This is a genomic window from Lewinellaceae bacterium, from assembly GCA_020636105.1.
Classification (GTDB): Bacteria; Bacteroidota; Bacteroidia; order Chitinophagales; family Saprospiraceae; genus BCD1.
The window spans coordinates 4,560,170-4,574,364 of sequence record JACJYL010000001.1 but is presented as its reverse complement, the minus strand read 5'-3'; the positions used below and the strand labels follow the sequence as shown (position 1 = coordinate 4,574,364).

The window sequence follows — 14,195 nt, the reverse complement described above, 5'->3', positions numbered from 1 at the left end:
ATACACTGCCTAGAATAGAAACCCATTTCTTAAGGGGAGTTGTTCCATCACCTTTTTCCTTTTCTCCGCGACTTTTTTTTTTGATCCAAACTCCTCTCCGAATTCAGAAACTTTTTCTGACAAATTCTCAAATTCGTCTTTGATGATCTTGCTGATATTGTCCACATTGATAGGCTCACCACGCATGGCGAGGTAATCCCCTGCGGTCTCGGCTTTAGGCAAAATAGCCCAAAGTACGGCATACAGTAAAATTCCGGAGCCTCCGAAAAGGGTGAAAACGATAAAAGCGATACGGATCCAAAGCGGGTCAGCTATGCCAAAATAAGCAGCTATCCCCGAACAAACACCGGCAACAACTTCCTCTTCAGGGTCACGAAACAATCGCTTACCTGTTTTGAAGACAAAGTCACTTTTACCGGATGACATGGTTTCATCCTCCAGCGTATCCGCTCCGAAATCTTCCGGGCTACCCATCGTGGAAATGGCATTGGTGACGTCTTTAATAGTAACAATCGGGCGATTTCCCAAGCTTTCCTGAAACAGTTCAGCAAGCCTGGATTCTATGTCACCGGTAATTTCCTCGTATCCATCCCCGCCTCTAAAATGTTTGTGGATGGCTTTTAGGTACTTATCCAAATATTCAAAAGCATCTTCATCAATAGTAAATGGATATCCTCCAAGATTGACCGTGAAAACCTTATTCATTTTGTGTTGAGTTTAATTTTTTTTCTAATAATTTTGTTGCGTCATCCTGCTCACCGCATCCACCAGGCTCCCCCATGTATTCAGCAAATCCCCCAGGAATTCCTCCCCCTTGGGCGTGATCTTGTAATACTTGCGCGGAGGCCCCGAAGTGGACTCCTCCCACTTATATTCAAGCAAATCTGCTTTCTTCAATCGACTCAGCAGAGGATACAGCGTGCCCTCTACCACCACAAGGTCAGAATCCTTCAACCGCTCGTTGATCTCACGGCCATAAGTTTCCTTTTCGCTTATCATGGACAGGATGCACATTTCAAGTACTCCCCGCTTCATCTGCGTCCGTGTTTTATCTAATTCTTTCGATTTCATACCACAAATATAAATCCTCTGTAGGTACTATGCAACACCAAGTACCTAAATGAGCAGGTATTATTGACAAAAATGTAGTTTTTTTCGACGAATTACATTTTAAAAGGTCTTTTCAATATCGCAAATGAATTGAAATGGATCACCACTGCGCTCCGCTCTGCTCGTCACGACATCCTGTCGGCAACGTCAAAGGTGGCGGACTCCCGTCCGCCCGGCAAGCCCGGCTTTTAAAATGGACGCTTTGGGCAATTGAGTTTTGAAGGCTGTTTTTTTTGAAGTATGTTTACGGGATAAAACCACTGCCGACATGCTTAAAATTGACATGCACACCCACATCATTCCTGAAAAGTTACCCCGTTTCAGTGAAAAATTCGGTTACGGTGACTTCATTCACCTCGTGCACCACAAACCCGGGTTTGCCAATATGATGAAAGGAGACAAGTTTTTCCGGGAGATCGAATCAAACTGCTGGGATGCAGAAGAGCGAATCGACGAATACGCCACCCATAACACCCGGGTCCAGGTGGTATGTACCATCCCCGTGATGTTTTCCTATTGGGCGAAACCTAAAGACGGTCTTGAGCTTTCCATGTTTTTGAATGACGACATTGCCCAAACCGTACAGGACCACCCCAAAAATTATATCGGGTTGGGCACACTCCCTATGCAGGATGCAGCGCTGGCCATCCGGGAACTCGAACGATGTAAGGAGATTGGGCTGGTGGGCATACAGATTGGCTCCAATATCAATGATAAAAACCTGAACGAAGAAGATTTCTTCCCCATTCTCAAAGCCATGCAGGACCTCGACATGGCGCTTTTTGTGCATCCTTGGAATATGATGGGATTCCACTCCATGGAAAAATACTGGCTGCCGTGGCTGGTCGGCATGCCCGCCGAAACTTCACGGGCCATTTGCTCCATGATTTTCGGGGGAGTTTTGGAACGGTTGCCGGAACTTCGGGTTTGTTTTGCCCATGCAGGAGGTTCTTTCCTGCCTACCATTGGCCGGGTAGAACATGGTTTCAACTGCCGCCCCGACCTGGTGGCCATTGACAACCCCGTGAACCCAAGGGAGTATCTAGGTAAATTCTGGGTCGACTGCATTACCCATGATGAAGCCATGCTCGAATACATCCTCAAAACTGCCGGCCCGAAAAAGGTAACCCTGGGATCCGATTACCCTTTCCCTCTTGGCGATCTCGAAATAGGGGCCTTCATTGAAACCATGGGATTGCCGGAATCAACCGTCGAAGATATTTTCTGCAATAATATTCTGGATTGGCTGAAGCTCAAAAAAAGTGCTTTTTTGTAGCTTTACAGGAATTTTAAATCCAACTACTATAATGTCGAAGCAAAAAAATAAACAGCAACCCAAAAGCAAACCGGCACCGAAAACCAATATTCCTGTTTCCGGAGTGATGCCCTGGAAATACATAGCCATTTTATTTGCCTTTGGATTTCTTTTGTACGCCAATACTTTTAACCATGATTTTGCCCAGGATGACGCCATTGTCATTACGGACAACATGTTTACCAAAGAAGGCATCGATGGCATTCCCGGACTCCTGAAATACGATACTTTCTACGGATTTTTCAAAAAAGAAGGCAAAGACAAACTAGTGGCCGGTGGTCGTTACAGGCCTCTGACTCCTGTGATGTTTGCCCTTGAATACCAAATCTTCGGCGAGAAACCATGGATCGGCCACGTGATGAATGCCTTTTATTACGGACTTACGGTGGTCACTTTATTTTTACTGCTATTGAAATTATTCAGTCGGCGGGAAGAACGCGAGGCCGCGCTCATGATCGCCCTGGGAGCCAGTTTGCTTTTCGCAGCTCATCCTTTGCATACCGAAGCGGTGGCCAACATCAAAGGCCGGGATGAGATCATCGCACTTTTTGCTTCCCTGTTGGCATTGCATTTGTCGTTCCGCGCTTATTTTGAAAAAAAGAAAGTCCTGCATATTGTAGCAGGTGTGATCTTTTTCCTGGGATTGCTTTCCAAAGAGAACACCATCACCTTCCTGGCTGTCATTCCTATGACCTATTATTTTTTTACTAAAGAAAAAGGAAATAAGATCGTTCTGAACATACTGCCCTTCCTGGCCGCGACGGTGGTGTTTCTTGCCTTGAGAGGCAGCATCCTTGGGTGGACTTTGGGGGATCCTCCAGGGGAGCTTATGAACAACCCCTTTCTCAAATTGGTCGGTGGAAAATGGGTGGCCTTCTCCGCAGCCGAAAAACTCGCCACCATCATGTTCACCCTGGGAAAATATGTACAACTGCTCATTTTTCCTCATCCGTTGACCCACGATTATTACCCCTACCAGGTAGGCATTCGCAACTGGGGTGATCCAATGGTGTTAGGATCTTTGATTTTATACCTCGGGCTCATTGCCGTCGTTATCCTGGGCTGGCGCAAAAAAAGCCCGGTCGCCTTTGGAGTGGCCTTTTTCCTTATCACCCTTTCCATCGTTTCCAATATCGTTTTCCCGGTAGGAACGAATATGTCGGAAAGGTTTATGTTTATGCCCTCCGTCGGGTTTGCGATAAGCATCAGCTACCTGCTTTTTACCTTGACAAAAAAAGCCGCCTCCAACCCATATTTGATCATTATCGGAGCCATTACGCTTCTATTTGCGTTGAAAACATACGATAGAAATCAAGTCTGGAAAGATAATTTCACCCTTTTTACCACAGACGTGCAAGTTTCCAAAAATAGTGCTAAATTGCAGAACGCCGCGGGAGGAGCCTTATCCAATCGCGCAAGCACTGAACCGAATGAACAAAAGAAAAATGCCATGCTGAACGAAGCCGTGGGGCATTTGAACGAAGCTATCAGAATACATCCTACTTATAAAAATGCCTTCCTCATCAGGGGCAACTGCTACAACTGGCTGAAACAATACGATAAAGCCATTGCGGACTACACCTATGCACTTAAGCTGGACCCTGGATACGAAGATGCCACCAAAAACCTGGCCATCACCTACCGTGAAGCTGGTGAGTACTTTGGCAAGGAAAAAGGAGATCTTAATCAGGCGCTGACCTATTTATCAAAGGCCTACGAAATGGATCCCAATGAATATGCCACCGTTCGCCTGATGGGCGTCGCTTACGGTATGGGAGGCAATAAGGAAAAAGCCATTGAGTATTTTACCAAATGCACTCAACTTGAGCCTGAAAACGCATTCGCCTGGTTTGATCTGGGCATTGCTTATCTTAACGCAGGCAACAATGAGCTGGGAAATACGTATATAACTAAAGCCAGAACCCTCGATCCTGAAATTGACCAAAAAAGGGGTGAGAACAGGTGATGAAAAGGCTAAAGGTAAAAGACTAAAGGTAAAAGACTAAAGGTTAAAGTAAGATGATGAGGCATAAAACGTCTCAAGGGAACACTTTAAAAATAAATTGAGATATTTTGGGGATGACTCCTCTTTAGGAACGGGGGAAGCGGCGGCAAATAGATCAATTTATTTTTATCAAACCTCTGACAGGGATTTTGAGAAGCCTAAAAATATTTTAAATTGCAGGGTGACTCCGAAACTCGTTTTCAGTCTCCTGCTGCACCATTACCATTCAAAACGAAACAACCAAAAAAACAAACCAGTAACCAGTAACCAGTAACCAGTAACAAGCAACCAGATTCCATGAAACGCTTATTCATTTTAATCATTGGCATATGCCTGACCACGACAGTAGATTCTTTTAACAAAAGCCCCGAACCCCGATTGTTTCCTCCCAAACCGGATCCAAAGGAAAAGATGTGGGTAGATTCGGTGTTTAATAGCCTGACCCTTGATGAAAGGCTGGGACAATTATTCGGTATCCGTGCACATTCAGACCTGGGTTCCAAACACATTGCTGAGGTTGAAGCCATTATTAAAAAATATAAAGTCGGTGGATTGTGTTTTTTCCAGGGCACCCCGGAGAAGCAGGTCGAGCTGATCAACCGCTACCAGGCTCTTTCGAGCCCCTTACCCTTAATGATCTCGATCGACGGGGAATGGGGACTGGGCATGCGTATGAAAGCCTCTACTATAAGTTTCCCCAAACAATTGATGCTCGGCGCCATTCGTGACAATGATCTGATTTATGACTTTGGAGCCGAGGTCGCCCGGCAGTTGAAGCGGGTAGGCGTTCACGTCAATTTTGCCCCCGTGGTGGATGTCAACAACAACCCGGCCAACCCCGTCATTCATACCCGCTCCTTCGGAGAAGATCGCGATAACGTTGCCGTGAAGGGTTATATGTATATGAAAGGCATGCAGGAGAATGGAGTCATGGCCTGTGCCAAACATTTTCCCGGCCACGGTGATACAGATGTTGATTCTCACCTTGATTTGCCTAAAATCACCCATTCCCGGAGCAGACTGGACAGCGTGGAGCTTTACCCTTTTAGGATACTCGCCCAACAAGGCATCGGGAGCATGATGATCGCCCACCTGGAGGTACCTGCCCTGGAAAAACGCCCCAACAGGCCGACCACATTATCAAGAAATACGGTTACCAACCTGCTGAGAAATGAAATCGGTTACGATGGTCTCCTGTTCACCGACGCCCTTGAAATGAAAGGGGTCACCAAATACTTTGGTCCCGGACAAGTTGAAGCCGAAGCCCTGCTCGCCGGCAATGATGTCCTGCTCCTTCCTGAAGATATGGGCGCAGCCATACGCGAGATCAAAAATTATATCAAAACCGGCAAACTGGATCAAAAACAGGTGGATGATAGCGTCAAAAGAGTGCTTCGCGCCAAATACCGCCTCGGACTGACTTCCTTTGCCCCATTGGATACAGCAAACGTCCGGGCTGATCTCAACACACCAAAAGCGCTGGCGCTCAAACAGAAACTGATCGAAAATGCTTTGACGCTGGTGCGTAACAAAGACGGTATGATCCCTTTTAAGGAACTGGAGAACCTGAACCTGGCTTCAATAAGCCTGGGATCGACTAAAAAAACGCCCTTCCAGGCACGTATGGACAATTACACCCAAATGGATCACTTTCAGAACAAATCCAGTATTCCCGAGGATCGTCGCGATTTCCTGATTGAGCAACTGAAAGACAAAGATGCCGTAATCGTTGGATTACATGAAATGAGCAGCAGTGCCGGAAAGGATTATGGCATCACAAAAGACGAAAGAAACTTTATTGACGAGTTGCGCCGGTTTACCAAAGTGGTGGTGGTGGTATTCGGAACGCCCTACAGTTTAAAATTTTTCGATGATGCCGACTGGGTACTGGAAGCCTATGAAGATGAACTTATGGTTCAGGATGCCGCCGCCCAGGCATTGTTCGGAGGAGTACCTTTGAGAGGACGCTTGCCGGTAACGGCTTCTAAAAAGAGTGCCTTCAATACCGGCCTGGAAACCGTGAACCTGTTCAGGATGGGATTTTCGCTTCCTGAGGGTGTTGGCATGTCATCCGACAGTTTGAATAAAATTCGTAAACTGGCAGAAGCAGGCATTAAATCAAAAGCCTTTCCCGGCTGTGTTGTGCTTGCCGCCAAAGACGGCAGGATCATCTACCAGGAAGCTTTTGGGTATCACACTTATGAAAAACGGGTGAAGATGCATACGACCGATCTGTTTGACCTGGCCTCCATTACCAAAATAGCCGCTTCAACCATTGCTGTGATGAAAATGGAAGATGAAAAGCTGATAAATGTGAATGACAGTCTCGGGCAATATTTGCCCCGATTGAAAGGTACGAACAAAGCGGGCCTCATTATCAGTGATGTGATGGCACATCATGCAGGGCTAAAAAGCTGGATCCCTTTTTACAAGGAAACCCTCGAGGGGAGAAAACATCCCCGGTTGTCGGAAAAATTCTACCGTACGGAAAAAAGTGAAGGATTCAGCATTGAGGTAGCCGACAATGTATTCCTGAGGAACGACTACCCGGATACTATCTTCCAGCGAATCATCGACTCGGATCTTAACAAAACACGAGATTACAAATACAGCGACCTGGGTTTTTATTTCATTTCCATGCTCACGGAAGCCAGAACCGGTAAAACCCTGGATAAATATGTGCAGGAAGAATTTTACGGTCCGTTATCCTTACAATCAACCTGTTTCAATCCAAAAGCAAAATTTCCACTCGATAGGGTCGTTCCTACTGAAAAAGATAAGTACTGGCGCAACCAAGAGGTCCATGCATATGTTCATGATATGGGAGCTGCTATGATGGGAGGAGTAAGTGGCCATGCTGGTTTATTCGCCAGTGCCGAAGACCTGGCCATAATCATGCAAATGCTGCTGTGGAAGGGAGAATATGCCGGACAATCTTTTATCGCTGAAAAAACAGTAGCAGAATTCACGACACGCCATAATCTGGATACCCGACGAGGTATCGGCTTCGATATGCCCCAGCTTGATCCGGACGCCAGATCGCCCTTATCAGATATGGCTTCTGCACAAACTTTCGGTCACCTCGGTTTTACCGGAACGGCTGTTTGGGCAGACCCAGAAACGAATATTATCTACGTATTTTTATCGAACCGCACTTTTCCAAGTATGCGGAATTATAAAATAAATAAGATGGATATCCGGCCGAAGATTCAAACGATTTTTTATGAATCGTTGAATTAATCTATCATTTAGGTCAAAATATTTAATTAAAAATAAAAACACCGATTATGAAATTAACATTAAAATTTTTTATTCTTCTTTTCATACCTCTCGCACTGTCATCCTGTGTGACCAAAAAAAAGTACCTCGATTTGGAAAATCAATTTGAGGTGGCCAATAAAGACCTGGGGAAATGTGGAGAAAGCTTGAGTGATTATATGAATCGTTTGGCTGCATGTGATCAGGATAGGGCTACACTGAAAAGTACCCTCAAAATTAGGGAAGAACAAGTCAACGATTTAAAATTCCTGATCGAAGACCTGAAAAAACAACGTGACATGCAGGCAGGGCATGTAGAAGGATTGACCACTCTGTCACAATCAGCCAGTGACAACATTAAGGAAACCCTAGCCCAGTTGGAAGGAAAGGACAAATACATCCGATTCATCCAGGCGGCCAAAACACGGGCTGACTCCATCAACCTTGCCCTGGCCATCAACCTGAAAGGAGTGCTTCAGAAAGGCATCGAAGACGAAGATGTGGAAGTCAAAGTGGATAAGACGGTCGTATTCATCAACCTTTCCGATAAGATGCTCTACCAAAGCGGCAGTGCCGATATCACACCACGAGCCAATGAAGTACTAGGGAAAATTGCACAAATCATCGATTCCCGCCCCGATCTTGAAGTCATGGTGGAAGGATATACCGATAATGTGCCGATTAAAAACGACTGCCTTCAGGACAACTGGGACCTCAGTGTTAAACGAGCCACTTCAGTGGTTAGAGTTTTACAGGGTAAATTCAATATCGATCCAAACAGGCTGATCGCCGCGGGACGCGGACAATACAATGTGCTCGCTTCCAACGATACTGCCGAAGGCCGTGCCACTAACCGCCGGACCAGGATCATCATTATGCCTAAACTCAACCAGTTTTACGACCTGTTGAACCCGGAAAAGGCACCCAAATAACACAGATTTCTATGCAATTTGTGAAAAGTTCAAACTACAAATTACAATCCTCAAATTTGTGATTTTCGGTTAGAAGCCCTTTGAGAATTGGTATTTGTAGTTTGAAAATTGCCAGGTTGAGGATTTATTGCCAATTGGATTAAATAGTTATTTACTCCAGGAAACATGAGCATCCCGAACTTTATCAGAACAGATAAGGTTCGGGATTTTTTTATTTTCGCGGAATTATAACATCCGAAATTTAAAAACCGGATCAGTAAATGTTCTATTATTTTCATTTCCCACCATTCAAAAAACCTGCTCCCAGGATCGAATACAGGGCAGTCCACCGTTTATTTTTACGCCTAAATACATGGAGGAAAAAACCCTTCAAAACCGTTCCTTTTTCTCAGCATTTTTGTCAAATATTTCGTATCTTTATCATTTTAGAACACCATTAAAGACACTGCTTTAACCCATCTGGGGGCCTTTCAGAATCTACGCGCTGACTATTGCCATTTTTAGTCATACGAATGGAAAAAACCATTCGTATCCTCAATTAAATTTTATTATGAGGGATATAGATATTTGTTATCATTGCAAACATAAATCACCGGCAGCAGGCAAACTTGAACGAGATGAACTTAAAATGCTCGGCGGCAGTTGCAACCAGGTTGTTTTTCGGAAAAGGGAAAGGATTTTGGTCCAGAATTCGCTTTCATTTAACATTGTTTACATCAGGGAAGGCCTGGTTAAAGTCCATATGGTGGGCCCGGAGCGGGAGCAAATCCTTAAAATTGCCAAGGGGCCCTGTTACCTGGGCATACCGGCCACGGTAGGAGGGAAAGTCACCCCCTACTCAGTGACCTGCATTTCAGAAACCAGCGTTTGTTTTATCGGGGCTGACATCTTCAAGGAATTCATCCATCAGAACGGGGCATTTGCCTACGAGATTATTTTAGAGCTCTGCAGGGATGAATTATTCAATTTCAATAAGTGCATCAACCAGGCTCAAAAACAAGGAAACGGCAAAATTGCCGAAGCTTTACTATTCTTCTCCGAAAACATCTTTGAAAGTGACCATTATGAAATCCCTCTAACCAGGACTGAATTGGGTGACCTCACGGGAACTTCCAGGGAGACGGTATCGCGGATACTCTCAGATTTTGACCTACACCAAATTATTAAAATCGATAAAAAGCACATTTCTATTCTCAACAAAGAACAACTTGAGCGGATTTCGGAAACCGGATAAGGCAGCCATTTTTCTTCTGCCAAAATTATTCTACTCTCCTCATTACTTTTATGCATCAAATCGTCCATAGACCTTTTGGCTTAAATTCATTAACTTTTTCTGCAAAACCAGGCCTGACAAGCCACTACTGCAATCAAAGCAGTAATGAGGGTAGACACTCCAATCTTACAGAACACACTACAATAAAAAACGGATCCTGCTCCAAAAATGCTGGAAATAATGCCGAAAATCATCATAAAAACGAAAACACAAAAGGCAACGGCCGGCAGGAAAAAACCAGTTCTGATAAAGAATTCTTTGTATCTCATGACTATTGATTTAAAAAACATAATCAAAACGCACGATCCGTATCACTCACATTTTTTGCAACACGGAATTAATTCATGTGCAAGTTGTTCAATTATATTCATTAATTCCATTTTTCGGTAGTGAGCTAAAATATGGTTTTCTGTGAGGTTGGACATACTAAACTACAATCGCTTTCCCCGCTAGAAAAAATAAATCCCTGAGAATATTGGCGAAACGTTTTGGAATTGAACTTGAAGCAGATTATAATGTTCTTAAAAACATATAAAACCATACCTTTTAAAACGTTAAGCATAAAATATACTATTATGAGTTCATTTGATCTTAATAAAGTCCCCTCTAAAAAAGACAGTATCGCCATCGTTACCGGTGCTAATATTGGTTTGGGATATGAAACAACCATTGGACTGGCGAAAAAGCAAATCAAGGTAATCATGGCTTGCCGAAATAAGGAAAAAGCCGAAAACGCCCGTAAAGAAATTTTGCAAAAAGTGCCCGGTGCCGACCTTGGAATCATTTTACTCGATTTGGGTAACCTGGAATCAGTCAGAAATTTCGCCTCCTCCTTTCAGGAAAAATACAATCGGCTAGACTTATTAATCAACAATGCCGGAATCATGATTCCGCCATTTTCAAAAACAACGGATGGGTTTGAAAGCCAGATAGGGGTTAACTATTTAGGCCATTTTTTATTGACAGGGCTATTAATGCCTTTGCTTGAAAAAACAGCGTCCTCAAGAATCGTCACCCTCAGCAGCATTGCCCACAGGAATGGTGTCATCAATTTTGATGACCTGAACAGTGAAAAAAGCTATTCTAAAATGACCGCCTACGGCCAAAGTAAGGTAGCATGTCTTATGTTTGCTTATGAAATGCAAAGAAGGCTGGAAGCAAAAGGAAGCAAGGTGATCTCCGTGGCGTCACACCCTGGAGTTTCAAATACCAACCTCAGCCAATATGCCCCCGCATGGTTTAAAGTGATCGGTAGTTTATTGCTTCCGTTTTTTATGCATGCTCCCGAAAAAGCGGCACTCCCTTCTCTGTATGCTGCCCTTGGAGAAGATGTAAAAGGAGGCGATTATTTCGGTCCAACAGGGTTCAGAGAGATGAAGGGGGCTCCCGGAAAGGTGAGCTCAAGCACCTATTCGTCTGACAAAGATATCGCAAAAAGACTGTGGGATGTCTCACAGGAATTGACGGGCATTAAATACCTTTAAAAAAGAAACGTTATGCTAATGTGGTGGCTCATCGGCCTCGTGGCTATTTCAATAACGCCAGGATTGTATATCAGGCTCAATCCACAGTTTGGAGGGCCCCTGACCCGCAGTCGAAAGCGTGCCCTGGAACAATCAAAACAGTGGAACGGTAAAATTTTTGACAACCTCCACCCCATTCAGATGGATGTCAATCTCAAAACCCTTCCCGGGCTGTTTCGGGAACGTTTTTTTAAAAAGAATGCTAGAGAACCGGAGGTTCCCATTCCCGTTACGCCTTTTGATGCCGAGGCATTTTCAGCCAACAGCGACAAACCCAAGTTCGTATGGTATGGCCATGCGACTTTAATGCTTCAGATCAATGGCAAAAACCTCCTGATCGACCCCATGTTTGGCCCCAATGCTTCGCCTATTGCCCTGTCAGGCATCAAACGTTTTAGTGAAAACACCCTCGACCTCATTGATGATTTGCCTCCTATTGATGCCGTGCTGATCTCCCACGATCATTATGATCACCTGGACTATAAAAGCATTAAAAAACTAAAAGGCAAGGTAGATACTTACTTTGTTGCCCTGGGTGTTTCCAGGCACCTGGAACGATGGGGGGTGGCCGCCGGTCAGATCACTGAATTCGATTGGTGGCAGGATTTGGATTTCAAAGGCATCAAAATCACCTTTACCCCCTCACAGCATTTTTCCGGCAGGGGATTATCAGACCGTTTCAAATCCCTTTGGGGTGGCTGGGTCTTCCAAGAGGAAAAACACAGGATTTACTGGAGTGGCGATGGAGGTTATGGGGATCATTTTAAAACGGTAACGGAAAAATTGGGGCCTTTCGACTGGGCTTTTATGGAATGTGGTCAGTATTATGATCTTTGGCATCAATTGCATTTATTTCCTGAAGAAAGTGTACAGGCGGCTATCGATGCACAAGCCAAAATGGCCATACCTGTCCATTGGGGTGGATTTGCGCTGGCCATGCATGCCTGGAAAGAACCCGTGGAAAGGTTTGTAACGGCAGCCGATCAAAAGCAGCTTCCTGTTTTTACCCCGGAAATTGGCGCCGTTATTACAATGGGACAGGAACCTGGAACAAAACGATGGTACACCAACTTAAAATGACCACGAAAAAGGATAAAACAAAAACTGTCATTGAGGTAATCGTATTCCTGGGATTATTGTTCCTCACTTTCTACCTGCTGCAAAACATCGGGTACTTTGTCAATGAAAAACCCAAAACGATTCAAGGCAGGACCATCATGTTGTTGGGGATATTTGTCATGTTTTTCGTGAGCCTGGGTGTTCATGAATTGGGCCATTTAATAACGGGATTGGTTCAGGGATTTCAATTTCAGTTGTTCGTTGTGGGCCCGTTGGGAATCAAAAGGGAAACAGACGGAATCAAGGTTTATTTTAATAAAAATTTGGGGTTATATGGAGGGGTAGCAGCCACTTCTCCTGTGAAAGACGATCCTGACAACCCTTTAAAATTTGCCCGGTTGATATTAGCCGGCCCGCTATCTTCCTTGCTTTTCGCCATTTTATTTATGGGTTTATCCCTGCTGTCAGGTTCTCCTTCTGACATTATTTTCTATGCTGGCGGGCTAATGTCTTTGGGAATAGTTTTGCCACCACCATACCCTCCAAAACAGGGATGTTCTTTTCTGACCGCAAAAGATACCAACGGCTGACCACTCCCGGGAAAGATCAGGAAGTTGAGGTCGCCATGTTACGGGTAATGGGACAATATGCCCTGGACAATTCTTACAAAAATGTATCCCCAAAAGACATTGAAATCATGGTCATGGATGATATGCCTTTTGTACGTTTCTTCGGGTTGTTTAACCTAATTTGTTACCACTTAGAAATACACGGCAAGGCTGATTCAGCAGTGGAAGAAAAATATACAGAAGTGGCCAGACTAATGCCTTCCAACCTTGTGAAAGGAATGAACGCCGAAATAGACCGGCTCCGAGCCCAGGTATAAAAAGAAAGGCCTTTGTCAACCTTTTCGGATAGCCTTTATTCGTTCATCCCTGGTTTCAATGGCCGTCAAAACCATTTTTTCCAACCGGGCAATATCCTTTTCATCCCGCTTTATTTCCGCTATCAACAAGCGTTTTTCATCCAGCCGTCGGGGATCAAAGGACACAAAATAACACCGTTCCAAATCAAAAACCCAAAGCGAACCCTGAATCTGCCAATAATAGCCCGGCACTATTCTTTTTAAGGTTTCTCCCGATTTTATCGTGTTGTAATATTTGAGGTGTACCTTTTGATTGTAAGGACATTTTACTTCCACGAGGGCATATTCGTTTCCGGAATCATCCAAAACCAGGGCATCAGGCGTTGCGCCGGCTTCAGGCACCCGGGGGTGAATGAGCAGTCCACATTCCTGGATCTTCATTCCCAGATAACGCTCCAGGACGGTAAGGGCGGGGGCTTCCATACGAGTGCCCCATTTCATCGGTTTGGTGATCAACGATTTTACATTTCCTCCTGAAATCTTCTCCCTGGCTTTTTCATAAATGTATTGCATTGCAGCATTGGAAAAACCTTCCCCTTTGGCAGCGGTCATTAAATTACCAAATCCAGAGGCAGTGAATTTCCCGGAGCGCGCGCTATACCACTCTGGAGATAAAGGGGTGATGTAGTTTCGGTTCATGGGTGTAAAGTTGGGTATTTGTTTTTAAAACACATAGGTTTTTTTAACACATAGTGGCATAGGGCACATAGTTTCCATCTACTATCAACTATATTTTTAGTTAAAACTATATTTTTAGTTGATTTAACTAAAAATATAGTTTACATTTGATTCAAA

13 protein-coding genes are annotated in these 14,195 nt (G+C 44.4%); 9 read left to right on the top strand and 4 right to left on the bottom strand.

The genetic code is table 11. The features are described 5' to 3' along the window. Positions 1-9: 9 nt before the first annotated feature. A complete protein-coding gene (locus H6571_17075) occupies positions 10-705 on the bottom strand; it encodes a PspC domain-containing protein (protein MCB9325454.1) in 696 nt (231 codons plus the stop codon). Between the two features lie 24 nt (positions 706-729). Next, positions 730-1,071: a PadR family transcriptional regulator gene (locus H6571_17070; protein ID MCB9325453.1), complete on the bottom strand. Its 342-nt coding sequence runs from the start codon at positions 1,069-1,071 to the stop codon at positions 730-732. A gap of 307 nt (positions 1,072-1,378) precedes the next feature. On the opposite strand from H6571_17070, the gene H6571_17065 reads away from it, so the two are divergent. The 5 genes from H6571_17065 to H6571_17045 all read left to right on the top strand — a co-directional run bounded on the left by H6571_17065 (position 1,379) and on the right by H6571_17045 (position 9,854). Beyond that, positions 1,379-2,386 carry an amidohydrolase gene (locus tag H6571_17065; GenBank protein MCB9325452.1) on the top strand — a complete coding sequence of 336 codons (1,008 nt, stop codon included), beginning with the start codon at positions 1,379-1,381 and terminating at the stop codon, positions 2,384-2,386. Positions 2,387-2,417: 31 nt separating this feature from the next. Further along, positions 2,418-4,391, top strand: coding sequence for a glycosyltransferase family 39 protein (locus H6571_17060; GenBank protein MCB9325451.1), 1,974 nt, complete (start codon positions 2,418-2,420; stop codon positions 4,389-4,391). A 336-nt stretch (positions 4,392-4,727) separates the two neighbouring features. Next, on the top strand, positions 4,728-7,670 hold the full coding sequence (locus tag H6571_17055; protein MCB9325450.1) for a serine hydrolase: 2,943 nt from the start codon (positions 4,728-4,730) through the stop codon (positions 7,668-7,670). A 47-nt stretch (positions 7,671-7,717) separates the two neighbouring features. Beyond that, positions 7,718-8,620 carry an OmpA family protein gene (locus H6571_17050; protein MCB9325449.1) on the top strand — a complete coding sequence of 301 codons (903 nt, stop codon included), beginning with the start codon at positions 7,718-7,720 and terminating at the stop codon, positions 8,618-8,620. A gap of 550 nt (positions 8,621-9,170) precedes the next feature. After that, complete coding sequence (locus H6571_17045) at positions 9,171-9,854, top strand: Crp/Fnr family transcriptional regulator (GenBank protein ID MCB9325448.1); 684 nt, start codon at positions 9,171-9,173, stop codon at positions 9,852-9,854. A gap of 89 nt (positions 9,855-9,943) precedes the next feature. Here H6571_17045 and H6571_17040 read toward each other — a convergent pair whose 3' ends face one another. Beyond that, positions 9,944-10,162 (bottom strand): hypothetical protein, encoded by a 219-nt coding sequence (locus H6571_17040; protein ID MCB9325447.1) that lies wholly within the window; start codon positions 10,160-10,162, stop codon positions 9,944-9,946. A 306-nt stretch (positions 10,163-10,468) separates the two neighbouring features. On the opposite strand from H6571_17040, the gene H6571_17035 reads away from it, so the two are divergent. Genes H6571_17035 through H6571_17020 form a run of 4 tightly spaced genes read left to right on the top strand, consistent with a single transcriptional unit; the run spans position 10,469 to position 13,361 of the window. Next, on the top strand, positions 10,469-11,377 hold the full coding sequence (locus tag H6571_17035) for an SDR family NAD(P)-dependent oxidoreductase (GenBank protein ID MCB9325446.1): 909 nt from the start codon (positions 10,469-10,471) through the stop codon (positions 11,375-11,377). A gap of 18 nt (positions 11,378-11,395) precedes the next feature. Beyond that, the gene (locus H6571_17030) at positions 11,396-12,496 is read left to right on the top strand and encodes an MBL fold metallo-hydrolase (GenBank protein ID MCB9325445.1); all 1,101 of its coding nucleotides are present in this window, start codon (positions 11,396-11,398) and stop codon (positions 12,494-12,496) included. Beyond that, positions 12,493-13,065 (top strand): site-2 protease family protein, encoded by a 573-nt coding sequence (locus H6571_17025; protein MCB9325444.1) that lies wholly within the window; start codon positions 12,493-12,495, stop codon positions 13,063-13,065. The genes H6571_17030 and H6571_17025 overlap by 4 nt, the downstream gene beginning before the upstream one ends. Further along, positions 13,029-13,361, top strand: coding sequence for a hypothetical protein (locus H6571_17020; GenBank protein ID MCB9325443.1), 333 nt, complete (start codon positions 13,029-13,031; stop codon positions 13,359-13,361). Before H6571_17025 ends, H6571_17020 begins: the two co-directional genes overlap by 37 nt. 15 nt (positions 13,362-13,376) lie before the next feature. Here H6571_17020 and H6571_17015 read toward each other — a convergent pair whose 3' ends face one another. Then, positions 13,377-14,039, bottom strand: a complete 663-nt coding sequence (locus H6571_17015; GenBank protein ID MCB9325442.1) for a YqaJ viral recombinase family protein — start codon at positions 14,037-14,039, stop codon at positions 13,377-13,379. Between the last annotated feature and the right edge of the window lie 156 nt (positions 14,040-14,195).